Genomic DNA, 24,703 nt, shown 5'->3' on the forward strand with positions numbered 1-24,703 from the left:
GAATGCATTCATAGGGAAGACAAGCAATGCGCAAGCCCCCGTTCGTTTTCGTCATCGCGGTCGCCGCAGGCCTCGCTGCCTGCGGCGAAACCTCCAGCCTGCAAGTCTCCGACGGCACCGGCCCGTCGCCCAAACTGCCCGAACCGAACAAGACCCTGATCCCGACGGTGAACATCGCTCCGGCGGTGGGCTGGCCGAGCGGCGCCAAACCGACGCCGGCGGCAGGCACCCAAGTGGCGGCGTTCGCCGACAACCTCGACCACCCACGCTGGCTCTACGTGCTGCCCAACGGCGACGTGTTGGTGGCGGAGACCAACGCCCCGCCCAAACCCGATGACAGCAGCGGCCTGAAAGGCTGGATCACCAAAAAGGTCATGGGCCGTGCCGGCGCCGGCGTGCCGAGCGCTAACCGCATCACCCTGCTGCGTGACGCCGATCATGACGGCGTGGCGGAAACCCGCACGGTCTTCCTGCAAAACCTCAACTCACCGTTCGGCATGACCCTGGTCGGCAACGACCTGTATGTCGCCGACACCGATCGCCTGCTGCGCTTTCACTACGAACCGGGCGCGACCGACATCAAGTCGCAACCGATCAAGGTCGCGGACCTGCCCGGCGGCACGCTGAACCACCATTGGACGAAGAACGTCATCGCCAGCCAGGACGGCAGCAAGCTCTACGTCACCGTGGGTTCGAACAGCAACGTCGGCGAAAACGGTCTGGATCAGGAACAAGGCCGGGCAGCCATTTGGGAGGTGGACCGCGCCACCGGCAACCATCGCATCTTCGCCTCAGGCATCCGCAACCCCAACGGCCTGGCCTGGGAACCACGGACCGGCGCCCTGTGGACGGCCGTCAACGAGCGCGACGAGATCGGCAGCGACCTGGTGCCGGACTACATCACCTCGGTCAAGGACGGCGGCTTCTATGGCTGGCCGTTCAGCTACTACGGCCAACACGTCGATGTGCGCGTGCAGCCGCAGAACCCGGATCTGGTGGCCAAGGCCATCGCCCCGGACTATGCCGTCGGCCCGCACACCGCCTCGCTGGGCCTGGCCTTCGCCGAAGGCAACCGCCTGCCGGCGGCGTTCAAGGAAGGCGCGTTCATCGGCCAGCACGGCTCGTGGAACCGCAAGCCGCTCAGCGGCTACAAGGTGATCTTCGTACCGTTCGCGAACGGCAAGCCGAACGGCATCCCGGTGGATGTGCTGACCGGATTCCTCGACAAGGACGAGAACGCCATGGGCCGGCCGGTGGGCGTGGCGGTCGACCGGCAAGGCGGGCTGCTGGTGGCCGACGACGTGGGGAACAAGGTGTGGCGGGTGTCTGCAGCTCAGTGATCCCCTGAGGCCACCCCAAAAACCACTGTAGGAGCGAGCAGGCTCGCTCCTACAGGTTGTCTTGACGACTAAGGGTTGTGCGCCAGGTGCTCCGGCTGCAGGACGCGCTTGGCGCTCAGGTACGCCTTCTGCCAATAGGCCTTGGACAGGCTGTCCAGCTTCACGGTGCCGCCGGTGGCCGGCGCATGGACGAAGCGCCCTTCCCCGACATAGATCCCGGCATGGCTGACCTGGGAGCCACCGTTGGTGGCGAAGAAAATCAGGTCGCCGGTCTGCAGCCCTTCCTTGCCGACGTTCGGCGCCTGCATCACGATCATCTCCCGCGTGGAGCGCGGCAAGGTGATGCCGGCGGCGTCGCGGTAGACGAAGCCGATCAGACCGCTGCAATCGAAGCCCGAGTCCGGTGTATTGCCGCCCCAGCGATAGGGCGTGCCGACCAGGCCGAGCGCGCGGAACAGCACGTCTTCGGCAGCCGGAGAAAAGCTTTGGGAGGAGCCGAACACGACCGGCGCGCGCACCGCCGGCGCGGGTGGCGGTGTGCGACTGGCGCAGCCGCTGAGCAGCGCTGCGAACATCATCAAGGCGAGGCGGGCCGACATCGTCATAAGCAGAACATCCTGATCTGGCTGCGGCTTTCACTGCCGATTCGACAGAAAACAAAACCGCCTGCGTCGGAACGCAGGCGGTTTGCCATCAAAGTAGATCAGAATTCTAGCGGCTACGCGGCAAACTTCAAGTAAGACTTTAACTTCACCTTGTAAAGTTTACGTCTACTGCTTGACCGCGACCGTTTGTCGCCACGGACGTGGCGACAAGGAAGGCATCACTTGCGGGCGGTGACCACGGTCGGCGCCATCGCCAAGGCGCGCTTGGCCTCGATGAAGGACTTGCTCCAGTAGCTGTCACCCAGGCTGTCGATGCGCACACCGCCGCTGCGGCGGCTGCTGGAGTGGATGAACTGGTTGTCGCCCAGGTAGATGCCTGCGTGGCTCACACGACCGCGACGGCCGTTGGTGGCGAAGAACAGCAGGTCGCCCGGTTCGAGGTTGCCGCGCGAGACTTGCGGGGCATCCACATTGATCATTTCACGGGTGGAACGGGGCAGGTTCATGCCGGCCTCTTCGCGGAAGAGGTAGCCGATGAAACCGCTGCAATCGAAGCCGGCTTCGGAGGTGCCGCCGAAACGGTAACGGGTACCGATCAGGGACATGCCGCGCTCAAGGATGCTGTCGGCCAGAACCGGCAGCTGATAAGGCTTCTTGCCGTTGAAGTCGGCCAGTTCCTTTTCGGTGTCCAGCTCTTCCTGGTAAATGACGGAAGACTGGGCGGTAGCGGAATTCTTGTACTGCTGTTGCTGCTCTTGAACAGGTGAATGAGCAGCGCAACCGAACAGCAGGGTGACGAGTGCGAGAGGCACGAGGGGTGCGAAGCGCTTTAGCATGGGCACGACCGTGGCTGAAGTTGTAAAGAAGCCGAGACTATGCCCGCTATCGGCCTCATTTGCAAATTCAATCGATCTTTTTGTGACTTCCCGGTTTCTCGTTTACATCTAAGCGCTTAAGCCTATTTGAATCGATACGCAGCCTGAGCAGCGCTCAGGAAAGCGGGTTTTCTGGCGCCTGAAATCTGCCGACCCAGGCTGAAAGCCGCGGCCTTGAAGGCTTTCACCAGCCCAGGGTTTCTTTCAGGAAAGGGATCGTCAGCTTGCGTTGGGCCTGCAGCGAAGCCTGGTCGAGCTGTTCGAGCAGATCGAACAGCGCGCTCATGCTGCGGGTGCCCCGGGTCAGGATGAAATGGCCGACTTCGTCGGTCAGGTGCAGGCCGCGACGGGATGCGCGCAGTTGCAACGCCCGCAGCTTGTCTTCATCGGAAAGGGGGCGCATCTGGAACACCAGCGCCAGGGTCAGGCGGGATTTCAGGTCAGCCAGCTTCACCGGCAGTTCGCGAGGCGAGGTCGAAGCGGCGATCAGCAGGCGCCGGCCGCTGTCGCGCAGGCGGTTGAACAGGTGAAACAACGCCTCTTCCCAGTCCGCCTTGCCCGCCACCGCTTGCAGGTCGTCCAGGCAAACCAGCTCGTACTGCTCAAGGTGGTCGAGAATTTCGATGCCGCGATCCATCAGCTCCGCCAGCGGCAGGTAGACCGCCGGCTCCCCCATCTGCTCGAAACGCAGGCAGGCGGCCTGCAACAGATGCGTACGCCCTACCCCGTGCTTGCCCCACAGATAGATCAGGCTTTCGGTCCAACCGGCGTCGGCTTCGCAGAGGCGCTCGACATAGCCGAGTGCAGCGGCATTGGCGCCTGGGTAGTAGTTGATGAAGGTGGCATCGTCACGCAGACGCACACCTAGGGGCAGCTGAATCGGTTTCATGCTGACTGAACGGTTCCCGGGGAACCATTAGTGACCTCTGTGTAAAGTGTGCGAAGTTTATACCCGTGAAGCGGAGCGCACAATCCGACAGACCCCAAGCAAAATCAAAGGTTTGCGTTAACACCTTGGTTTCATGGCAGTTTCTCTGGCGGCTGCGCCTGCATGAGCCGGGCCAACCCGGCGATCCGCCGGGCAGCCCGCCGCCTGCGTCACAATTCAGGCTCGTCCACGCCGCTGTAGATCTCGGAGTCCTTGTACAGGTCATGGACATGCCGCACCAGCACCATGATCACCGCCGCCACCGGCAACGCCAGGAGCACGCCGGTGAAGCCGAACAACTCACCGCCGGCCAGGATCGCAAAAATCACCGCCACCGGATGCAGGCCGATCCGGTCGCCCACCAGCAGCGGCGTCAGCACCATCCCCTCCAGCGCCTGGCCGACCATGAACACCGCAACGATGCCGATCATCGGATACAGATCGCCGCCGAACTGGAACAGCCCGGCGATCAGCGCCGAACCGATGCCGATCACGAAGCCCATGTACGGCACGATCGCCGCCAGCCCCGCAATCAGGCCGATCAACAGGCCCAACTCCAGGCCGACGATCATCAGGCCCGCCGCGTAGATCACGCCCAACGCCACCATCACCAGCAACTGACCGCGCACGAACGCGCCCAGCACCTCGTGACACTCGCCAGCCAGCGCCACCATGCGCTCCTCCCGGTCTCGGGGCAGCAGGCTGCGGATCTTGGCCATCATCACGTCCCAGTCCCGCAGCAGGTAGAAGCTCACCACCGGAATCAGCACCAGGTTCGCCAGCCAGCCGATCAACGCCAGACTCGACGCCGTCGCCTGCGTCAGCACCGCACCGACGATGTCGGTGGTCTGCCCGACGTGCTCGCTGATCGCCGCCTTGACCTTGTCGAACTTCCAGAACCCTTCCGCCAGCCCCAGCTTCGCCTGGGCCCACGGCAACGCGGTGTGCTGCAGCCAGTCGAGCATCTGCGGCGCCAGCTCGTACAGTCGCAGCAACTGCCGGGCCAGCATCGGCACCAACACCAGCAACAGCGTGGTCACGATCAGGGTAAAGAGCGCGAACACCGCGATCACGCCCCAGGTGCGGGACAGCCCGATCCGCTCCAGGCGGTCCACCAGCGGGTCGAACAGGTACGCGAGCAGCAACGCCACCAGAAACGGCGTGAGGATGGGGTGCAGCAACCAGACGAACGCACACAACAGGGCCACCCCGCCCAACCAGAACCAACGCCGCGTATCGGCCATGTAAAACTCCATTGCTTTTATATAGGAAAGAACGACTTACCAACGAAACCGCAGGGCCGGAGCCGCCGGGGTCGCCGCCGGAACGGGCGCCGCGCCCGGCGCCGTCGGCTGGGGAGCCGCGGCAGGCGCCGGCGCCTCGGCCGGCAGCTCCTGCAGCTTCGCCAGCGCCAGTTGCGCACGCAACTGATCGGCGCTGCCGTTGACCCGGTACACGATGCGATCGGCATCGACGCTCTGCAGACGCACGCCAAACGGTTCGAGCAAGCGCATCAGGGCGGCGTAATGCTCAAGGTTCATGCCCTGCACATCCACGGTCTGTTGCCCGGCGGCTCCTGGTTTTGCGACGAAGCGCGGCGCCAGCCGCCCGGCGACCGCCAGCATGACCGCATCGGCCACCGCCGCCTGATCGGCGCCCTGCACGCTGCCCGCCTCCTTCTGGTCGCCGAGCCACAGGTGCCATTTGGCTTGCCACTGGCCGCCCTCCTCGCGGGCATGCACCGCCAGCAAGGCGTCGGCGCCGTAGCGCTCCGATGCGCCGCGCAACGGCGCCGGGTCGGTGCCCTCCAGGGTCGGCGCGGTGGCCACCAACTGTTCGCTCAGGTCCGCCAGCGGCAAGCGCAGCGGCAGGCCACGGTGCTGGGCCGCCCGGCGCAACGGCGCGGCACTGGTCTGGCCGTCGCCCACCAGGCTCGAACCTTCAGCGGAATCGTTCAGCCACCAGCCCAGGATCGAAGGACGGTTGGCGCCCCACAACGAAAGCCCCGCACGGCGCAACGCCTGCTCGGTGGTGCCCGGGTCGAAATCGACTTTCAGCACCTCCGGCGGGCCGGCATCGAAACCGTACTGGCTGATGATCTGCTGCGGATCCTTGCGGATCGCCGCCAGCCCCGGATTCTGCGGCGCCTTCGGATCCCCCGTCAGGCGCAGCACGAGGGTGTCCAGCGCCGCCTGCGTGGCGCGGTCGCGCTCCTCGGGCGCCTGACCGTTGACCGGCTCGCGCACCTGATACAGGCCTTTGAGGTTTTCGGCGTGACTCGCCAGGCTGACCAGAGACAGACAGCCCACAAACAGCAATTTGCAAAGACGCATGGAGAATTCCCGTCGACAAGAGCGGCTGGAACAGGCCGCGTGAACCGGCCAGAGCAAGCCTGTGACCACAGGCCGCCGCAAAACATTCACACGCTGGCGGTAAGTTTTTGCACAGCCCTAACGATAGACGGTTCCCTTATACAGGCAGCGGCGCGCTCACCGACCATTCAATTGCAATTTTTTTCAGGCGATATGCCCCTGCCCGTCGGCGCGAGGATGGCCGCTGCCCCTCAAGCCTGATAAAATCGCGCGCCTTCGCAGACCGGCAACCGCCGGGCCACCCGAATGACGCGTGAGGCATCCGCCCCACCGGTTTCGGTGTCCCGCAGAAATCGGTCGTTACCCAGAAATCCCTCCCTTACAAAGGCCTGGATCATGAGCAAGCAACCCTCCCTGAGCTACAAGGACGCCGGTGTAGACATCGACGCCGGTGAAGCATTGGTCGAACGCATCAAGAGCGTCGCCAAGCGCACGGCGCGCCCGGAAGTCATGGGAGGCCTGGGCGGCTTCGGCGCCCTCTGCGAAATCCCGGCCGGCTACAAGCAGCCCGTGCTGGTTTCCGGCACCGACGGCGTCGGCACCAAGCTGCGCCTGGCGCTGAACCTGAACAAGCACGACAGCATCGGCATCGACCTGGTCGCCATGTGCGTCAACGACCTGGTGGTGTGCGGCGCCGAGCCGCTGTTCTTCCTCGACTACTACGCCACCGGCAAGCTCAACGTCGACACCGCCGCCCAGGTGGTGACCGGCATCGGCGCCGGCTGCGAACTGTCCGGCTGCTCCCTGGTCGGCGGCGAAACCGCTGAAATGCCGGGCATGTACGAAGGCGAAGACTACGACCTGGCCGGCTTCTGCGTCGGCGTGGTGGAAAAGTCGGAAATCATCGACGGCTCGAAGGTCGCCACCGGCGACGCCCTGATCGCCCTGCCGTCCTCCGGCCCGCACTCCAACGGCTACTCGCTGATCCGCAAGATCATCGAAGTGTCCGGCGCCGACATCGAAAACACCCAGCTCGACGGCAAACCGCTGACCGACCTGCTGATGGCCCCGACCCGCATCTACGTCAAACCGCTGCTCAAGCTGATCAAGGACACCGGCGCCGTCAAGGCCATGGCCCACATCACCGGCGGCGGCCTGCTGGACAACATCCCGCGCGTACTGCCAAAAGGCGCCCAGGCCGTGGTCGACGTGGCGAGCTGGACCCGCCCTGCGGTGTTCGACTGGCTGCAAGAGAAAGGCAACGTCGACGAGACCGAAATGCACCGCGTGCTGAACTGCGGCGTGGGCATGGTGATCTGCGTGGCCCAGGAACACGTCGAGTCGGCCCTGAACGTCCTGCGCGAAGCCGGCGAGCAGCCTTGGGTCATCGGCCAGATCGCCGCGGCCGCCGAAGGCGCCGCCCAGGTCGAACTGAAGAACCTCAAGGCTCACTGATGCCGAGCACCTGTGATGTCGTGGTGCTGCTGTCCGGCACCGGCAGTAACTTGCAGGCCCTGATCGACAGCACGCGGACCGGCGACAGCCCGGTCCGCATCGCTGCGGTGATCTCCAACCGCGCCGACGCCTACGGCCTGCAACGCGCCAGGGACGCGGGCATCGAAACCCGCTCCCTGGACCACAAGGCCTTCGAAGGCCGCGAAGCCTTCGATGCCGCACTGATCGAACTGATCGACGAATTCAATCCCGGACTCGTGGTGCTGGCCGGCTTCATGCGCATCCTCAGCGCAGGGTTCGTGCGCCACTACCAGGGTCGCCTGCTCAACATCCATCCGTCGCTGCTGCCCAAGTACAAGGGGCTGCACACCCATCAGCGCGCGCTGGAGGCCGGCGACGCCGAACACGGCTGCTCCGTGCACTTCGTCACCGAGGAACTCGATGGCGGGCCTCTGGTCGTACAGGCAGTGATACCGGTAGAGTTGCACGATTCGCCGCAGAGCCTGGCGCAGCGGGTCCACGTTCAGGAACACCTGATCTACCCGATGGCCGTGCGCTGGTTTGCCGAAGGACGGCTGGCCCTTGGCGAACAAGGTGCTTTACTGGATGGCCAGGCACTCGCGGCCACCGGCCACTTGATTCGAAACTAGGAGATTCTATGCGTCGCGCCCTGCTCTTCGCTTGCGCCCTGCTCGCCCTGCCTTTCGCGCAGGCTGCAGACCTTCAACCGTTCTCCGCCAGCTACACCGCCGACTGGAAGCAGTTGCCCATGAGCGGCACCGCCGAACGCAGCCTGACCAAGGAAGCCAACGGCGCCTGGAAACTCAGCTTCAAGGCGTCGATGATGATCGCCAGCCTGTCCGAGGAAAGCACCCTGACCCTGGACAAGGACACGCTGCTGCCTCAGTCCTACCACTTCGAGCGCGGCGGGTTGGGCAAGGCGAAAAAGGCTGACCTGGACTTCGACTGGGCCAACAAGCTCGTCACCGGCACCGATCGTGGCGACGCGGTGAAGATCCCGCTGAACCGCGGCATGGTCGACAAGTCGACCTACCAGCTGGCGCTGCAGCATGACGTGGCCGCCGGCAAGAAGACCATGAGTTATCAGGTGGTCGACGGCGGCGAAGTCGACACCTACGATTTCCGCGTGTTGGGCTCGGAGAAGGTCGAGACCAAGGCCGGCCAGATCGATGCGATCAAGGTCGAACGCGTGCGCGATCCGACGCAGAGCAAGCGCATCACCGTGCTCTGGTTCGCCAAGGACTGGGATTACCTGCTGGTTCGCCTGCAACAGGTCGAAACCGACGGCAAGGAGTACAACATCATGCTCCAGGACGGCACCGTCAACGGCAAGACCGTCAAAGGCAGCTGACCCGCCGCACCATCGCAAAGCCCCGCAAATGCGGGGCTTTTCTTTGCCTGGCGTTCCACCTGTGGCGAGGGCGCTTGCTCCCGCCGGGCCTGGCGAATCACACCGAGAACTTGGCCACCATGTTGTTCAGGTCCACCGCCAGCCGCGACAGCTCCTGACTGGCGGCACTGGTCTGGTTGGCCCCGGCCGAGGTCTGCATCGCCAGGTCGCGGATGTTCATCAGGTTGCGGTCGACCTCCCGCGCCACCGCCGCCTGCTGCTCCGACGCGCTGGCGATCACCAGATTGCGCTCGTTGATCCGGGTGAACGCCGAGGCGATCTCCTCCAGCGCCGTGCCGGCGGCCTTGGCCAGCTCCAGGGTCGAGCGGGCGCGCAGGTTGCTTTGCTGCATCGAACTGACCGCCGCATCCGTGCCCTGCTGAATGCCGCCGATCATCTGCTCGATCTCCTGGGTCGACTGCTGGGTGCGATGGGCCAGCGCCCGCACCTCATCCGCCACCACCGCGAAACCGCGCCCGGCATCGCCTGCGCGGGCTGCCTCGATGGCCGCGTTCAGCGCCAGCAGGTTGGTCTGCTCGGCGATCGAGCGGATCACATCCAGCACCTTGCTGATGCTGTAGACCTGCTGGGCCAGGTCTTCGACCTGTGTCGCATTGGCCGTGACGTCCTCGGCCAGGGATTCGATGGAGGACACCGTCTGTTGCACCTGCTCGCGGCCGTGCTGGGCGATCCGGTCGGACTCCCGCGACGCCTCGGACGTGGCCACGGCGTTGCTGGCCACCTCCTCGACGGCCGCCGTCATCTGGTTCACCGCCGTGGCGGCCTGCTCGATCTCCAGGCTTTGCTGATGCAGGCCGCGGGTGGCGTCTTCGGTCACGCAACTCAATTCTTCCGAGGCCGACGCCAGCTGACTGGAGGATTCGGAGATGCGCCGGATCGTATCGCGCAGGCTGTGCTGCATGCTGCGCAGCGCGTGCAGCAGCCGTGCCGGCTCGTCCTTGCCGGACACGCTGATGTCGCCGGTCAGGTCGCCCCCGGCCACCACCTCCGCGACGTTCAGCGATTGCGAGAGCGGCAGCACGATACTGCGGGTCAGCAACAGCGCGAGCGCAACAGTGATCAGCGCGGTGATGCCGATCATCACGCCGACCCACACCCGCGAATTGATGAACACCAGCCGCGCCGCCTCGGTGGCGAGGTTGGCGTTGTGCTTGTTCAGCTCGACCAGCTCTCTGAGGGTAACGGCGATGTCGTCCGCCAACGGGCTCATCTGGCCATTGAGGATGGCCGCCGCCTCTTCCACCTTGTCCTGCGCGGACAGCGCCATCACCTGCGCCTGGAACTCTAGGTACTTGTGCTCGGCGACCTTGAACCGGTCGAACAGCGCCCGCTCCTCCCGCAGCACGATCAAGGCGTCGTAGCGCTGCTGGGCTTCGCTCAGCACGCCGCGCAGCTCGTTGAGCTTGGCGACGTTCTGCGCCAGCGCCTGCGGGTCGCGGTTGAGCAGCAGACGCATGGTCAGCGCCCGCAGGCGCAGCATGTCCTGGCTCATCTCGCCGACCGCCATCACGCTGGGCAGCCAATTGTTGTCGACCTCGTCGGACTGGGCGCGCATGTTCGACATCTGCAGCAGGGCGAACGCCCCGAGCGCAAACACCATCAGCGCCAGCACCCCGAAACCGAGGCCGGCCCGGGGGGCGATATTGAGGCTACGGATACTCATTGCTCTGGTTCCTTCCAAAAGCGCTGCATCAACCCTGCAGCTGGCTGCTTTAGAAGGTATCGGCCCGGCGGAAATTTGCGTAAGACGAAAAAGTGATATCAAAAGGCCTTGATACTTCGAACCCTCGGCATGAACGATTCAGCGACGGTTACCCGGACTTCAGCGCCGTTCGCCGCACGTTCACTATAGGAAGGTTCATGCGATGTCGTCGCCAACTTACGCGACGACAATAAAGTGGAACGCCGACTCAGCACACATGTTCTATACCTGCGAGGTTCTTTTTGATCGAATGGCTTTTCCCACCGCTTGCGAGGTTCCCATGACTGTCACCGTCAATACCGTCTCCGCCGAAGGTTTTCGCCACACCGTCCAGATCGATGACCACGAATTGTTCACCGATGCGCCCGCAAGCGTCGGCGGCGAAGGCTCCGCTCCCGAGCCGCACGATTACTTCGACGCCGCCCTCGGCGCCTGCAAGGCCCTGACCCTGAAGCTGTACGCCAAGAAAAAGGACATTCCGCTGACCGGCGTCGGCGTCGAAGTCAAACGCGACAACAGCCAGGAGCAGAAAGGCAAGTACGCCCTGCATGTCACCCTCACCCTCAAGGGCGTGCTCACCGATGCCCAGCGCGAGGAACTGCTGCGGGTCGCCGACCGCTGCCCGATCCACAAACTGATGACCACCAGCGAAGTCAGCATCGAAACCCACGCGCCGCAAGGCTTCGACAGCCAATGATCCTCCCGGGTGCGCGGCGGGTTATGCTCCTCGCGTCACCCGCCCAGCCTGGAACGCACCATGGACAAGCAACCCCTGATCATCCGCCCGCGCGCCGAAGACGTCGAAGGGCAGCCGATCCTGCGCCCGCTGCCGTCGGCCAAATGCCGCAGCGTCGGGCCTTTCGTGTTTTTCGACCACATGCTCGAGACCGTCTACCCGGCCGGCAAAGGCATGAACATCCGCCAGCATCCGCACATCGGCCTGTCGACCCTCACCTATCTGTTTGAAGGCCAGATCCAGCACAAGGACAGCCTGGGTTCCGATCAGGTGGTCAGCGCCGGCGACGTCAGCTGGATGACCGCCGGCAGCGCCATCGCCCATGTCGAGCGCACGCCTGCGCCGCTGTGGGAGCAAAGCTTCAAGATGCATGGCCTGCAGATCTGGCTGGCGTCGCCCAAGCACCACGAACACGGGCCGGGGCACTACAGCCATCACCCGGCGGCGACGCTGCCGGTCAGCGACAGCCTGGGCGTGCAGATCCGCATGATCGCCGGCTCAGGCTTCTGCCTTGAATCGCCGGTGCCGGTGCTGTCGCCGACGCTGTACGCGGAACTGAAGATGCAGACCGCGACCACGCTGCTGATCCCCACCGAACACGAAGAGCGGGCGGTGTACGTGTTGAGCGGCGATGTGCAGCTCAATGGCGAGAGTCTGGAGCCCCATGCCTTGGCGGTGCTGCCGCCCGGCGAGGAAATGAGCCTGTTCGCCGACAGCGACACCCATGCCGTGCTGTTCGGCGGCGCATCGCTGGACGGGCCTCGGCGGATCAACTGGAACTTCGTCGCCAGCGATCCGGCGGCGATCGACGAGGCACGGCGCAAGTGGGCGGCCGGGGATTGGCCGACGGTGCAGGGGGAAACCGAGCGGATCGAATTGCCGTAGGTCTTGAGCGCTTGCAGGCAAGGCCCCTGGGGGAGCCGGCCTGCCGGCGATGGCGGTGGGACAGGCGCCGAAGCATCGACGGTACTGGCCTCATCGCCAGCAGGCTAGCTCCCACAGTACTTTGCGATGCGAACCTGCAATTCCCTGCGGAGGCCGGTCTACCGGTTTTGAAGGCCAGGTCAGGCCTTGAACACTTCGTCCAGCAAGTCATGCATCGACTTGAACGCCCGCGCAGCGGTCTTCGCGTCGTACATCATCTTGCCCGGCACATTGGCGTGCGGGTCGGTGAACGAGTGCACCGCGCCGCCATAGCTGAGCAACTGCCAGTCCACGCCCGCCGCGTTCATCTCCTCCTCGAACGCCGGCAACTGCTCCTTCGGCACCAGCGGGTCGGACGCCCCGTGCAGCACCAGCACCGAGCCCTTGATGTTGTTCGCGTCCGCCGGGTTCGGCGAATCCAGTGTGCCGTGGAACGACACCGCCGCCTTCACCGGCGCGCCGGTGCGGGCCAGGTCCAGGGCGCAGCAACCGCCGAAGCAGAAGCCGAACACCGCCAGCTTCGCGGTGTCCACCGCCGCCTCGCCCTGCTTCTGCAATTGTTCAAAGGCCACCTGCAGACGCTTGCGCAGCAAGGCCCGGTCGTTCTTCAGCGGCATCATCGCCGCGCCCGCCTGATCGGCGTTCTGCGGACGCACGGCCTGCCCGTACACGTCGGCGATCAGCACCACATAGCCCTTGGCCGCCACTGACTTGGCGATCTCTTCGGCCCCGGCACTGACACCCATCCAGTTCGGTGCCATCAACAGGCCCGGACGGGTGCCCTTGTGTTCTGCGTCGAACGCCAACCGGCCTTCATAGGCCTGGCCGTCAATCTGATAGACCACGGAACGCACAGTGATTTGGCTCATTTCTGACTCCTGATGATTAAACGCCGGAATGAAAAAACCCGCCGAAGCGGGTTTATTCAGGTTGGGGTCAAGCCGACAGCTCGACCAGCAGCTTGTTCAGACGGCGCACGTAGGCGGCCGGGTCTTTCAGGCTGTCGCCGGCGGCCAGGGCCGCCTGGTCGAAGAGGATGTGCGACAGGTCGCCGAAACGTTCCTCGCTGGCCTCGCTGTCGAGCTTCTCGATCAACGGGTGGTTCGGGTTGAATTCGAAGATCGGCTTGGAATCCGGCACCTTCTGCCCGCTCGCCTCGAGGATCTGGCGCATCTGCAGGCCCAGGTCCTGTTCGCCGATGGCCAGGATCGCCGGCGAATCGGTCAGGCGGTGGGAAACGCGGACTTCGGCCACGGACTCGCCCAGGGCGGTCTTGAGGCGCTCGACCAGGCCTTCCTTCGACTTGGCGACTTCTTCCGCGGCCTTCTTGTCCTCTTCCGAGTCCAGGCTGCCCAGGTCCAGGTCACCCCGAGCCACGTCGACGAAGCCCTTGCCGTCGAATTCGCTGAGGTAGCTCATCAGCCACTCGTCGATGCGGTCGGTCAGCAGCAGCACTTCGATGCCTTTCTTGCGGAAGACTTCCAGGTGCGGGCTGTTCTTGACCTGCGCGTAGGACTCGCCGGTGAGGTAGTAGATCTTGTCCTGACCTTCCTTGGCACGGGCCAGGTAGTCGGCCAGGCCGACGATCTGCTCGTCGTCGCCGTTGGTCGAAGCGAAGCGCAGCAGGCCGGCGATCTTTTCCTTGTTGGCGAAGTCTTCGGCCGGGCCTTCTTTCATGACCTGACCGAAGTTCTTCCAGAAGCCTTTGTATTGCTCAGGCTCGTTCTTCGCCAGTTTCTCCAGCATGTCCAGCACGCGCTTGGTCAGCGCGGACTTCATCGAATCGATGATCGGGTCTTTCTGCAGGATTTCCCGCGACACGTTCAGCGACAGGTCGTTGGAGTCGACCACGCCCTTGATGAAGCGCAGGTACAGCGGCAGGAACGATTCGGCCTGATCCATCACGAACACGCGCTGGACGTACAGCTTCAGGCCCTTGGGCGCTTCACGCTGGTACAGGTCGAACGGCGCGCGGGCCGGCACGTACAGCAGCGAGCTGTATTCCAGCTTGCCTTCGACCTTGTTGTGGCTCCAGCTCAGCGGATTTTCGAAGTCGTGGGCGATGTGCTTGTAGAACTCCTGGTATTCCTCGTCCTTGATCTCGGTACGGGGACGGGTCCACAGGGCGCTCGCGCGGTTGACGGTTTCCCACTCCAGCGCCGGCTTCTCTTCGCCTTCGGCGGCGGCAGCCTCTTTCGGCAGCTCGATCGGCAGCGCGATGTGGTCGGAGTACTTCTTGATGATGTTGCGCAGGCGCCAGCCGTCGGCGAACTCGTCTTCACCGGACTTCAGGTGCAGGACGATGCGGGTGCCGCGCTCGGCCTTGTCGAGGGTGGCGACTTCGAAGTCACCCTCGCCCTTCGACGACCAGTGCACGCCTTCGCTGGCGGCGGTGCCGGCACGGCGGCTGTACACGTCGACCTTGTCGGCGACGATGAACGCCGAGTAGAAACCGACGCCGAACTGACCGATCAGGTGCGAGTCCTTCTTCTGGTCGCCGGTGAGGTTCTTCATGAAATCGGCGGTGCCCGACTTGGCGATGGTGCCCAGGTGGGTGATCACGTCGTCGCGGTTCATGCCGATGCCGTTGTCTTCGAGGGTGACGGTCTTGGCGTCCTTGTCGAAGCTCACACGGATTTTCAGGTCGGCGTCGCCTTCGAGCAGCTCAGGCTTGGCCAGCGCTTCGAAGCGCAGCTTGTCCACGGCGTCGGAGGCGTTCGAGATCAATTCGCGCAGGAAGATTTCCTTGTTGGAATACAGCGAATGGATCATGAGGTGCAGCAGCTGCTTTACCTCGGTCTGGAAGCCCAGGGTTTCCTTTTGAGTTTCCACACTCATGGTCATCAAACTCCAATCAGATGGCATTGGCCGCGACCTTGCCGGTCGGCGGCGGGTTGTTCTCTGAGTTGGGGACGCGCGTCAGGATTTCAAGGGGTCATCGATCTTGAAGTGTGCGCGGGCCGTGGCGATCGGTTCGCCTTCGGTGGTCTGCCAGGCCGTGACGGCCACGTTCGCCACCCGCCGGCCCTGGCGGCAGACCTGACATTTGGCCCAGGTGTCGCGAAACTGCCCGGCGCGCAGATAGTCGAGCGAGAAGTCGATGATCTTCGGCACGCCGGGCGCCCCGGTGAAGATCAGCAGGTGCAGGGCCGCGGCCAGTTCCATGAACCCGGCGATCACCCCGCCGTGGATCGCCGGCAGCAGCGGGTTGCCGATGTTGTCCTTGTTGGCCGGCAGCCGGAACAGCAGTTCGTCGCCGACCCGGGAACATTCGATGCCGATCAGCCCGGCATACGGGATCAGCTTCAGCAAGGGCGCGTAGTCGCCCTGCGCGTGGGCCTGCTCCAGTTGTTGCTTGAGGTCGCTCATTGCCCCTCCCCCTTGATCTTGCCGCCGAAGCCCTGGGTGCCCTTGAGCCCCTTGCCCATGCGCATGAACGTGCCGACGACGTGGGCGATCGGCTGCTGCGGGTCGTCCTGGTAGGCGAAGCCCCGGGCGAAGATCACGTCCGTGGTGACCCGGTAGCATTGCGCAAAACCATAGACATCCTTGTGCGGCTGCGCGGCGTGCATGTAGTCGATCCGCAGGTCGAGGGTCGGACACACTTCGAATTCCGGGAGCACGCACAGCGTGGCCATGCCGCACGCGGTGTCCATCAGCGATGTCAGGGCACCGCCATGGATGACGCCGGTCTGCGGGTTGCCGACGATGCTTGCGCTGTACGGCAAGAGCACGGTCAGGCCTTCGCTGTCGGCGCTGTGCACGCGCAGCCCCAATACCTGGCAGTGGCGCAGGGCCGAGAGAAATCTTGTCGCTCGCTCGAAAACGGGGTTTTCGCCCATGGATAAATGCTCTCGTCAGTGCCTGTCGCCAGTATTGGAAAGAACAAGAAAAGTTCCTTCTCATAACAAACTTATATATCTGTGAGAAATGAGGAACTTAACCTTGGGCAGCGCGTTCTTAAGGCCAGTAGTTCTTTTCCACCAGGAGAAACACCCCATGCGTAAGACTTTAGCTATTGCCTTGATGTTGACCGCTTCCCTCGGTCTCGCCGCCTGCGATAAAAAATCCGAGGACAAAGCTCAAGATGCCAACCAACACGCTGAACAAGCTCAGCAGAAAATGAATGAAGCTCAGGATAAAGTGAACGAAGCGGCAAAAGAAAACGCCGAAGCCGCCAAAGATCAGGCTGAATCGAACGCAGCCGCCGCAGACGAAGCCGCCAAGAAGCAATGACCTGCTCTTCGCCGCAATAAAGAAAACCCGCCAAGTGCGGGTTTTCTTTTGCCTGTCATGTTCCGGCCATACGCCGAAGTGCCTTGTTAGAGCAAAACTGTCCTGAATGTCGGACTGATCATCAGCAACAAGGAACACACTAAACCGATCACCCAGACCAGACTGCGCTGCCAGGCCAGATCGGCCCAATAACACAACAAGTAAACCACTCGGGCGATCACGAAGACGATCGCCAGCGTATCGATCAGCCATCCGGCCGTTTGCGTGGTGTGCGCCATCAGCACCCCCACCGCAAACAGCATGAATGCCTCGATGCTGTTCTGGTGGGCCGCCAGCGCCCGGGCGCCGAGCCCGGTCAGCTGCGCCTGCTGACGGCGCGGCTGGTGGTTGTCGTAGCCGCCCTGCTCCTTCATGGCCTTGGCCACCGGCATGCGCGCCACATAAATCAGCAGCGCACTGATAAACACACACCAGAACGGAATACTCATCAAGCGGCCTCTTTGGTTGCCTCGGGCGATGGTGCCTCTGTAGGGGTATAGACCATCACGTCGAGGACGTCCGAGTGAAACTCCCGGCGATACAGCACCAGCACCACACCGGCGCTCATCAACATGAACAGCCATGGGCTGACGAACCAGGCCAGCATGCTCATGCCGAAGTAGTAAGAGCGCAGCCCGAAGTTGAACTGGTTCGCCGCCATCGAAATCACCCGCGCCGCCCGCGAGGCGAACGCCTTGCGCTCCTGCTCCGACACCTGCCGCTCGCCGATCATCGGCGCCGAGCCGACCAGCACCGCGGCGAAGTTGTACTGGCGCATGCACCAGCTGAAGGTGAAGAAGGCATAGACGAACACCAGCGCCAGGCACAGCAGCTTGATTTCCGACATGCCCTGGGACGCCTGCTGCACCATCGGGATGTCCGCCAACAGCGACACCGCACGCTCGGACGCGCCGAGCACGGTGAGGATGCCGGCCAAGATGATCAGGGTGCTGGAGGCGAAGAACGACGCGTTGCGCTCCAGGTTGCCGATCACGCTGGCGTCGGCGATGCGGTTGTCGCGCAGCAGCATGCGGCGCATCCAGTCTTCGCGGTAAAGGTGCAGGACGCTGGCCAGGCACGCGGTGTCGCGGCCCTTCCAGGTGGCGTAGCGGGTATAGCCGCCCCAGCAGATGACGAACCAGAGCGCGGCGAGCAGGTGGATCAGGTTGGCTTGGATGAACGACATGCAATTCCCTGTGGAGTATGAGCGCAGTACCGGTTTCCGGCGGGAGCCGGCCTGCCGGCAGGTTCCCGCAGGAATGCGTTGCAGTGCTTCGACGTTAGCTCAAGGAAAAAGACACGGCCTCACGCCCATAAAAAATGCCCCGCATCTTTTGATGCGGGGCATTTCTGTTGAATCGCTCAAGGCCCGCTTTTGGCGGGCCGGTCAGCGTCAGGCGATCGCTTCGCTGCGCTTGCCCAGCAGACGGTCGCACACCACGGCGACCACCAGCGTCATCACGCACGGCACCAGCCACGCCAGGCCTTGCTCGCTCAGCGGCAGGTGCGCCAGCTGCGACGGCATCCAGTCGGCCAGGCCGGCGCCCTTGAGCGCGTCGATGGTGCCGAACAGGAACGACACCAGCATCACAGGACCCAGGATGCGGCCGTGCTCATGCCAGAAATCTTTGCAGAAGCTCAGGGCCACCAGCACGATGCACGGCGGGTAGATGGCGGTCAGCACCGGGATCGAGAACGCGATCAGCTTGGTCAGGCCCAGGTTGGACACCAGCAGCGAGAACGCCGCCAGGATAATCACCAGGGTCTTGTAGGACAGCGGCACGACGCGGCTGAAGTACTCGGCGCAGGCGCAGGTCAGGCCCACGGCGGTCACCAGGCACGCCAGGGAGATCAGCACCGCGAGGAAGCCGCTGCCCAGCGAACCGAAGGTGTGTTGCACATAGGCATGCAGCACCGCCGCGCCGTTGGTCGCGCCAACCGCGACTTCATGGCTGCCGGAGCCGAGGCGGAACAGACTGACGTACACCAGCGCCAAACCGACGCCGGCGATCAGACCGGCGATCACCGCGTAGCGGGTGATCAGCGCCGGCGACTCGACGCCGCGCGAACGGATCGCATTGACGATGACGATGCCGAACACCAGCGCGCCGAGGGTATCCATGGTCAGGTAACCGTTGATGAACCCTTGGGAGAACGGCGCCGCGACGTATTCAGGCGTCGCCTGGCCGATGTCGCCGGCCGGCAGCGCGAACGCGGCGATGCCGAGCACCGCCAGGGCGATGATCTTCAGCGGCGCCAGGAAGCGCCCCACGGTGTCCAGCAGGCGGCCCGGATAGAGCGAAATGAAGAACACCAGCAGGAAGTAGACGGAGCTGTAGAGGAACAGCGCCAGCGGGCTCTCGCCGGTCAACGGCGCCAGGCCCACTTCAAAGGACACGGTCGCGGTGCGCGGGGTCGCGAACAGCGGGCCCACCGCCAGGTAGCAGGCCGCCGCCAGCAGTCCGCCGGCGATCTTGCCGATCGGGCTGCTCAAGGAATCCATCGCCCCGCCGACCTTGGCCAGCGCCACGACGGTGATCACCGGCAGGCCGACTGCCGTGATCAGGAAGCCCAGCGCCGCCATCCAGACGTTGGGTCCGGACTGCAGGCCGACGATAGGCGGGAAAATGATGTTGCCGGCCCCGACGAACAGGGCAAATGTCATGAAGCCAAGTGCCAGGATGTCCTGGCCTTTCAAAACTTTCATCAAGGAAATACCACACTACTGAATCGGAATTTAGAGAGGGATTTCCCTGTTGGGTGAGGGAAATGCTGTCAGTCCGTATGAGACTGACCCGTTTAGCGCGTTGCATGCCTTGTGGGCGGCAGACGCAAAAATGGCTGCTAGCCTAACGAATTTGTCTGACAAACGCACTGTTTGAGGGCGAACTATCCGATACGCGACGTTTCTGTGTCGCGTTTTTGCATGTAATTGGACAGATGCTTATAAATCGCCATCACGCTGACGAATTGAAATGCGCCCAACCGGCGTCTTCTCAGGCCCCAGAGTCGATCCGGATCCCCACAACGACAAAGGCCACCCGAAGGTGGCCTTTGTTTGCTGGAGCCAGAAGGTCAGCCGAAGCTTACTTCTTCACTTCCCAGCCAGTCAGCTCGGCCAGGGCCTTGCCGATGTCCGCCAGCGAACGCACGGTTTTCACACCTGCGTCTTGCAGCGCAGCGAATTTCTCGTCTGCAGTGCCTTTGCCGCCGGAGATGATTGCGCCAGCATGGCCCATGCGCTTGCCCGGAGGAGCAGTCACACCAGCGATGTAGGAAACAACCGGCTTGGTCACGTTGGCCTTGATGTAGGCAGCCGCTTCTTCTTCAGCCGAACCGCCGATCTCGCCGATCATCACGATCGCCTCGGTCTTCGGGTCTTCCTGGAACAGCTTCAGGATGTCGATGAAGTTGGAGCCCGGGATCGGGTCACCGCCGATGCCGACGCAGGTCGACTGGCCGAAACCGGCGTCGGTGGTCTGCTTCACAGCTTCGTAGGTCAGGGTGCCGGAACGGGAAACGATACCGACCTTGCCTGGCAAGTGGATGTGACCAGGCATGATGCCGATCTTGCACTCGCCCGGAGTGATCACGCCTGGGCAGTTAGGGCCGATCAGGGTAACACCCAGCTCGTCGCACTTAACTTTAGCGTCCAGCATGTCCAGGGTAGGAATGCCTTCGGTGATGCAGACGATCAGCTTGATGCCGCCGAAAGCCGCTTCCAGGATCGAGTCCTTGCAGAAAGGAGCCGGAACGTAGATCACGCTGGCGGTGGCGCCGGTGGCTTCTACAGCTTCTTTCACGGTGTTGAACACAGGCAGGTTCAGGTGAGTGGTGCCACCTTTGCCTGGAGTCACGCCGCCAACCATCTTGGTGCCGTAGGCAATGGCTTGTTCGGAGTGGAAAGTACCCTGCGCGCCGGTGAAGCCCTGGCAGATTACTTTGGTGTCTTTATTGATCAGGACGCTCATTACTTGCCCTCCGCAGCTTTAACGACTTGTTGAGCAGCGTCGGTCAGGCTGGTAGCAGCGATGATGTTCAAACCGCTTTCTGCCAGTACTTTAGCGCCCAGTTCAGCGTTGTTGCCTTCAAGACGAACAACAACCGGGATTTTCACGCCGACTTCTTTCACGGCGCCGATGATGCCTTCGGCGATCATGTCGCAGCGAACGATGCCGCCGAAGATGTTGACCAGCACTGCAGCGACGTTGCTGTCGGACAGGATGATCTTGAACGCTTCGGTCACGCGCTCTTTGGTCGCGCCGCCACCTACGTCGAGGAAGTTGGCTGGCTTGCCGCCGTGCAGGTTGACGATGTCCATGGTACCCATGGCCAGGCCGGCACCGTTGACCATGCAGCCGATGTTGCCTTCCAGGGCCACGTAGTTCAGTTCGAACTTGGCGGCGTGCGCTTCGCGCGGATCGTCTTGCGACGGATCGTGGAAGGTCTTCAGCTTAGGCTGACGGTACATTGCGTTGGCGTCGATGTTGATCTTGGCGTCCAGGCAGTGCAGGTCGCCGTCGGCCTTGATCACCAGCGGGTTCACTTCCAGCAGGGCCAGGTCGTGATCCTTGAACAGCTTGGCCAGACCGGTGAAGATCTTGGCGAACTGGGCAACTTGCTTGCCTTCCAGACCCAGCTGGAACGCCAGCTCGCGGCCTTGGAACGGCTGAGCGCCGACCAGCGGATCGATGGTGGCCTTCAGGATTTTTTCTGGAGTGTCGTGAGCGATCTTCTCGATGTCCACGCCACCTTCGGTGGAAGCCATGAACACGATGCGGCGGCTCGAACGGTCAACGACAGCGCCCAGGTACAGCTCTTTAGCGATATCAGTGCACGATTCAACCAGGATCTTGGTGACCGGCTGACCGTTGGCGTCAGTCTGGTAGGTCACCAGACGCTTGCCCAGCCACTGCTGTGCGAAGGCCTTGGCGTCTTCTTTGCTGCGAACCAGCTTGACGCCGCCCGCTTTACCGCGACCACCGGCGTGAACCTGGGCTTTGACGACCCACTCGTTGCCGCCGATCTTGTCGCAAGCTTCTGCCGCTTCTTCCGGGGTGTCTACCGCGTAGCCTTTGGATACTGGCAGGCCGTACTCAGCGAACAGCTGCTTACCCTGATACTCGTGAAGATTCATGCTTTTTACCGTCTTCGTTAGGTACTGCGCATTCGGCGCTGCGCTCTTTATGAGTGCCGCGCCACCTGTGACTGCTGCTTGCGCAGCCTTTCCGGATACCCGGTGCAGCTACGCAAGACTGCGTCCAGCGGACATTCCGCGGTGAGTCTTGCACGCAAGGCTCACGACGGGCCGATACCGCCGTGGTTTCTTATTGTGTCTTAACGCTTCTTGCGGTTGGCCACGTGGATGGCGCCGCCATTCACGGCCAAAGCAGCTTCGTGCAAGGCTTCGGACAGGGTCGGATGGGAGAATACCATCATGCCCAGGTCTTCAGCGCTGGTGCCGAATTCCATGCCGATCGCGCCCTGCTGAACCAGTTCGGCAGCGCTCGGGCCGATCACGTGCACGCCCAGGACGCGGTCGGTCTTGGCGTCGGCGATGACCTTGACGAAACCGCCGGTGTCGTTGGCCGCCATGGCACGGCCGGAGGCCGCGAACGGGAAGGTGCCGACGTTAACTTCAACGCCTTCGGCTTTCAAGGCCTGTTCGGTCTTGCCGACCCACGCGATTTCCGGGTGAGTATAAATAACCGAAGGGATCAGGTCATAGTTCATCTGAGCCTTGTGGCCCTTGATGCGCTCGACGACCATGATGCCCTCTTCCGACGCCTTGTGCGCCAGCATCATGCCACGAACCACGTCGCCGATGGCGTAAACGCCCGGCACGCTGGTCGCGCAGTGGTCGTCAACGAAGATGAAGCCACGCTCGTCGATGGTCACGCCGCTGTCGGCGGCCAGCAGATCGGTGGTCACCGGACGGCGACCGACGGCTACGATCAGCTTGTCGAAGGTGATGGACTGTTCGCCGTTGGCGTCGGTGTAGTTCACGACGACTTCGTCGCCGGTCACTTTGGAGCCGGTCACGCGGGCGCCCAGCTTGATGTCCAGGCCCTGCTTGGTCAGGGTCTTCAGCGCTTCCTTGGAAACGGCGGTGTCCGCGGCCATCAGGAAGGTGTCCAGGGCTTCCAGGACGGTGACTTCAGCACCCAGACGCGACCAGACCGAACCCAGTTCCAGGCCGATCACGCCGGCGCCGATCACGCCCAGACGCTTAGGCACGGTCTGGAATTCCAGGGCGCCGGTGGAGTCGACGATGACTTTCTGGTCGACCGGAGCCGGCGGAATGTCGATCGGACGGGAGCCGGAAGCCAGGATCACGTTCTCGGCTTCGATGACTTCCACCGAACCGTCAGGCTTGGTGACTTCGACTTTCTTGCCGGCCAGCAGTTTGCCGTGGCCCTGGATCGAAGTGACGCCGTTGGCCTTGAACAGGGTGGCAACACCGCCGGTCAGGTTCTTGACGATGCCGGCCTTGCGGCCGACCATCGCGGCGACGTCCATCTTGACTTCGCCGGTGGAGATGCCGTGGACGTTGAAGCTCTCTTTCGCTTCCTTGTATTTCCAGGAGCTGTCCAGCAGCGCCTTGGAAGGAATGCAGCCTACGTTCAGGCAGGTGCCGCCCAGGGCCAGCTTGCCTTCGCCATCGGTGTACTTCTCGATGCAGGCAGTGGTGAGGCCCAGCTGTGCGGCCTTGATGGCAGCCACGTAGCCGCCAGGGCCCGCGCCGATCACTACTACGTCAAATTTCTGCGACATTCAAAAAATCCTCTTGAGCGAAAAGCTTCAAGCCGCGCGCCGCAAGCCAAGCTGCGTTTTCTCGCAGCCTGAAGCCTGCAGCGCGTGACTGCTTCTATCAGATATCCAGCAACAGACGAGCCGGATCTTCCAGCAGGTTCTTGATGGTCACCAGGAAGGTCACAGCTTCTTTGCCATCGATCAGACGGTGATCGTAGGACAGCGCCAGGTACATCATCGGACGGATCACGACCTGACCGTTGACGGCCATAGGACGCTGGATGATGTTGTGCATGCCCAGGATCGCGGCCTGCGGCGGGTTGACGATCGGGGTCGACATCATCGAACCGAAGGTACCACCGTTGGTGATGGTGAAGGTACCGCCGGTCATCTCTTCCATCGACAGTTTGCCGTCACGGGCTTTCTTGCCGAAGGTGGCGATGCCGCCTTCGATTTCAGCCAGGCTCATCAGTTCGGCGTTGCGCAGAACCGGCACCACCAGGCCACGGTCGCTGGAAACGGCGACACCGATGTCGGCATAACCGTGGTAGACGATGTCCGAACCGTCGATCGACGCGTTCACGGCCGGGAAGCGCTTCAGGGCTTCGGTGGCGGCTTTCACGAAGAACGACATGAAGCCCAGGCGCACGCCGTTGTGGGACTTCTCGAACAGATCCTTGTACTTCGAACGCAGGGCCATGACTTCGGTCATGTCGACTTCGTTGAAGGTGGTCAGCATCGCCATGTTCGACTGGGCTTCGACCAGACGCTCGGCGACCTTGGCACGCAGGCGGGTCATCGGAACGCGCTTCTCGACGCGGTCGCCGGCAGCGAACACCGGAGCGGCGGCGGCAGGTGCGGCAGCCTTGGCAGGTGCGGCGGCCGGAGCGGCCTTCTTGGCGGCAACGGCAGCCACCACGTCTTCCTTGGTCACGCGACCGCCCTTGCCGGTGCCGGCAACGGAAGCGATGTTGATACCGTTCTCTTCAGCCAGCTTGCGTGCGGCCGGTGCAGCGATCGGGTCGTCTTCGCCGTCGGCGGCAGCCGGGGCAGCGGCAGCGGCGGCCGGAGCAGCAGCGGCAGCAGGAGCGGCGGCGGCGGCGCCGCCTTCAACGATGGAGCCCAGCACTTCGTCGGACAGAACGGTGTCGCCTTCGTTCTTGACGATTGCGCCCAGCACGCCGTCGGCGGTGGCCAGCACTTCCAGCACGACCTTGTCGGTCTCGATGTCGACGATCAGTTCGTCACGCTTGACGGCGTCGCCCGGTTGCTTGTGCCAGGTGGCAACGGTGCCGTCGGCGACCGATTCCGGGAAAGTGGGGGCTTTGATCTCGATAGCCATTGTCTGTGGTTCCTTAAATTCGGT

General features: G+C 63.2%; 24 protein-coding genes and 1 pseudogene. 7 read left to right on the plus strand and 18 right to left on the minus strand.

Going from position 1 to position 24,703, the window contains the following annotated elements; genetic code table 11:
* Positions 1-26: 26 nt before the first annotated feature.
* Positions 27-1,340, plus strand: coding sequence for a sorbosone dehydrogenase family protein (locus CAG29_RS12475; protein ID WP_085694595.1), 1,314 nt, complete (start codon positions 27-29; stop codon positions 1,338-1,340).
* Positions 1,341-1,408: 68 nt separating this feature from the next.
* Here the strand turns inward: CAG29_RS12475 and CAG29_RS12480 are convergent, their stop codons facing one another.
* From CAG29_RS12480 to CAG29_RS12500, 5 genes are all read right to left on the minus strand, one after another.
* A complete protein-coding gene (locus CAG29_RS12480) occupies positions 1,409-1,945 on the minus strand; it encodes a C40 family peptidase (protein ID WP_085694596.1) in 537 nt (178 codons plus the stop codon).
* A 218-nt stretch (positions 1,946-2,163) separates the two neighbouring features.
* Positions 2,164-2,781: a C40 family peptidase gene (locus CAG29_RS12485; RefSeq protein WP_085577727.1), complete on the minus strand. Its 618-nt coding sequence runs from the start codon at positions 2,779-2,781 to the stop codon at positions 2,164-2,166.
* Positions 2,782-3,004: 223 nt separating this feature from the next.
* On the minus strand, positions 3,005-3,709 hold the full coding sequence (gene hda, locus CAG29_RS12490; RefSeq protein ID WP_085577728.1) for a DnaA regulatory inactivator Hda: 705 nt from the start codon (positions 3,707-3,709) through the stop codon (positions 3,005-3,007).
* Between the two features lie 209 nt (positions 3,710-3,918).
* Entirely contained in the window at positions 3,919-4,992 is a 1,074-nt protein-coding gene (locus tag CAG29_RS12495; RefSeq protein ID WP_085577729.1) for an AI-2E family transporter, read from the minus strand.
* Positions 4,993-5,028: 36 nt separating this feature from the next.
* Positions 5,029-6,081 (minus strand): DUF2066 domain-containing protein, encoded by a 1,053-nt coding sequence (locus tag CAG29_RS12500; RefSeq protein ID WP_085694597.1) that lies wholly within the window; start codon positions 6,079-6,081, stop codon positions 5,029-5,031.
* A gap of 375 nt (positions 6,082-6,456) precedes the next feature.
* Here CAG29_RS12500 and purM point away from each other — a divergent pair, with 375 nt between their 5' ends.
* Genes purM through CAG29_RS12515 form a run of 3 tightly spaced genes read left to right on the plus strand, consistent with a single transcriptional unit; the run spans position 6,457 to position 8,887 of the window.
* Positions 6,457-7,515: a phosphoribosylformylglycinamidine cyclo-ligase gene (gene purM, locus CAG29_RS12505; protein ID WP_085577731.1), complete on the plus strand. Its 1,059-nt coding sequence runs from the start codon at positions 6,457-6,459 to the stop codon at positions 7,513-7,515.
* Positions 7,515-8,165, plus strand: a complete 651-nt coding sequence (gene purN / locus CAG29_RS12510) for a phosphoribosylglycinamide formyltransferase (RefSeq protein ID WP_085577732.1) — start codon at positions 7,515-7,517, stop codon at positions 8,163-8,165. The genes purM and purN overlap by 1 nt, the downstream gene beginning before the upstream one ends.
* Positions 8,166-8,173: 8 nt before the next feature.
* On the plus strand, positions 8,174-8,887 hold the full coding sequence (locus CAG29_RS12515; protein ID WP_085577733.1) for a DUF3108 domain-containing protein: 714 nt from the start codon (positions 8,174-8,176) through the stop codon (positions 8,885-8,887).
* A 97-nt stretch (positions 8,888-8,984) separates the two neighbouring features.
* Here CAG29_RS12515 and CAG29_RS29025 read toward each other — a convergent pair whose 3' ends face one another.
* Both CAG29_RS29025 and CAG29_RS29030 read right to left on the minus strand, forming a co-directional pair.
* Positions 8,985-9,848 (minus strand): methyl-accepting chemotaxis protein, encoded by an 864-nt coding sequence (locus CAG29_RS29025; protein WP_371856084.1) that lies wholly within the window; start codon positions 9,846-9,848, stop codon positions 8,985-8,987.
* A 39-nt stretch (positions 9,849-9,887) separates the two neighbouring features.
* Positions 9,888-10,610 (minus strand): annotated as a pseudogene (locus CAG29_RS29030) (MCP four helix bundle domain-containing protein); the annotation flags it as partial.
* A gap of 319 nt (positions 10,611-10,929) precedes the next feature.
* On the opposite strand from CAG29_RS29030, the gene CAG29_RS12525 reads away from it, so the two are divergent.
* A complete protein-coding gene (locus CAG29_RS12525) occupies positions 10,930-11,346 on the plus strand; it encodes an OsmC family protein (RefSeq protein WP_085577735.1) in 417 nt (138 codons plus the stop codon).
* Positions 11,347-11,406: 60 nt separating this feature from the next.
* Positions 11,407-12,270 carry a pirin family protein gene (locus tag CAG29_RS12530; protein ID WP_085631183.1) on the plus strand — a complete coding sequence of 288 codons (864 nt, stop codon included), beginning with the start codon at positions 11,407-11,409 and terminating at the stop codon, positions 12,268-12,270.
* A 179-nt stretch (positions 12,271-12,449) separates the two neighbouring features.
* On the opposite strand, the gene CAG29_RS12535 is transcribed toward CAG29_RS12530, so the two are convergent.
* The 4 genes from CAG29_RS12535 to CAG29_RS12550 all read right to left on the minus strand — a co-directional run bounded on the left by CAG29_RS12535 (position 12,450) and on the right by CAG29_RS12550 (position 16,151).
* Positions 12,450-13,178, minus strand: a complete 729-nt coding sequence (locus CAG29_RS12535) for a dienelactone hydrolase family protein (protein WP_085577737.1) — start codon at positions 13,176-13,178, stop codon at positions 12,450-12,452.
* A gap of 67 nt (positions 13,179-13,245) precedes the next feature.
* Positions 13,246-15,147 carry a molecular chaperone HtpG gene (gene htpG / locus CAG29_RS12540; protein WP_085577886.1) on the minus strand — a complete coding sequence of 634 codons (1,902 nt, stop codon included), beginning with the start codon at positions 15,145-15,147 and terminating at the stop codon, positions 13,246-13,248.
* An 81-nt stretch (positions 15,148-15,228) separates the two neighbouring features.
* The gene (locus CAG29_RS12545) at positions 15,229-15,678 is read right to left on the minus strand and encodes a PaaI family thioesterase (protein WP_085577738.1); all 450 of its coding nucleotides are present in this window, start codon (positions 15,676-15,678) and stop codon (positions 15,229-15,231) included.
* Positions 15,675-16,151, minus strand: coding sequence for a PaaI family thioesterase (locus tag CAG29_RS12550; protein ID WP_085656702.1), 477 nt, complete (start codon positions 16,149-16,151; stop codon positions 15,675-15,677). The genes CAG29_RS12545 and CAG29_RS12550 overlap by 4 nt, the downstream gene beginning before the upstream one ends.
* A 157-nt stretch (positions 16,152-16,308) precedes the next feature.
* Here CAG29_RS12550 and CAG29_RS12555 point away from each other — a divergent pair, with 157 nt between their 5' ends.
* Entirely contained in the window at positions 16,309-16,545 is a 237-nt protein-coding gene (locus CAG29_RS12555) for a hypothetical protein (RefSeq protein WP_065260459.1), read from the plus strand.
* Between the two features lie 86 nt (positions 16,546-16,631).
* On the opposite strand, the gene CAG29_RS12560 is transcribed toward CAG29_RS12555, so the two are convergent.
* From CAG29_RS12560 to odhB, 7 genes are all read right to left on the minus strand, one after another.
* Positions 16,632-17,033: an MAPEG family protein gene (locus CAG29_RS12560; protein WP_085577740.1), complete on the minus strand. Its 402-nt coding sequence runs from the start codon at positions 17,031-17,033 to the stop codon at positions 16,632-16,634.
* Positions 17,033-17,770: a DUF599 domain-containing protein gene (locus CAG29_RS12565; protein ID WP_085577741.1), complete on the minus strand. Its 738-nt coding sequence runs from the start codon at positions 17,768-17,770 to the stop codon at positions 17,033-17,035. The genes CAG29_RS12560 and CAG29_RS12565 overlap by 1 nt, the downstream gene beginning before the upstream one ends.
* A 207-nt stretch (positions 17,771-17,977) precedes the next feature.
* Positions 17,978-19,291: a branched-chain amino acid transport system II carrier protein gene (gene brnQ, locus CAG29_RS12570; protein WP_085631181.1), complete on the minus strand. Its 1,314-nt coding sequence runs from the start codon at positions 19,289-19,291 to the stop codon at positions 17,978-17,980.
* A 379-nt stretch (positions 19,292-19,670) separates the two neighbouring features.
* Entirely contained in the window at positions 19,671-20,555 is an 885-nt protein-coding gene (gene sucD, locus CAG29_RS12575; protein ID WP_011333119.1) for a succinate--CoA ligase subunit alpha, read from the minus strand.
* Positions 20,555-21,721 carry an ADP-forming succinate--CoA ligase subunit beta gene (sucC, locus tag CAG29_RS12580; protein ID WP_085577743.1) on the minus strand — a complete coding sequence of 389 codons (1,167 nt, stop codon included), beginning with the start codon at positions 21,719-21,721 and terminating at the stop codon, positions 20,555-20,557. The genes sucD and sucC overlap by 1 nt, the downstream gene beginning before the upstream one ends.
* A gap of 200 nt (positions 21,722-21,921) precedes the next feature.
* Complete coding sequence (lpdA, locus tag CAG29_RS12585; RefSeq protein WP_085577744.1) at positions 21,922-23,358, minus strand: dihydrolipoyl dehydrogenase; 1,437 nt, start codon at positions 23,356-23,358, stop codon at positions 21,922-21,924.
* 97 nt (positions 23,359-23,455) lie between these two features.
* The gene (gene odhB / locus CAG29_RS12590) at positions 23,456-24,679 is read right to left on the minus strand and encodes a 2-oxoglutarate dehydrogenase complex dihydrolipoyllysine-residue succinyltransferase (protein WP_085577745.1); all 1,224 of its coding nucleotides are present in this window, start codon (positions 24,677-24,679) and stop codon (positions 23,456-23,458) included.
* Positions 24,680-24,703: the final 24 nt, after the last annotated feature.

Source organism: Pseudomonas sp. B7(2017) (assembly GCF_002112745.1).
Classification (GTDB): Bacteria; Pseudomonadota; Gammaproteobacteria; order Pseudomonadales; family Pseudomonadaceae; genus Aquipseudomonas; species Aquipseudomonas ekonensis.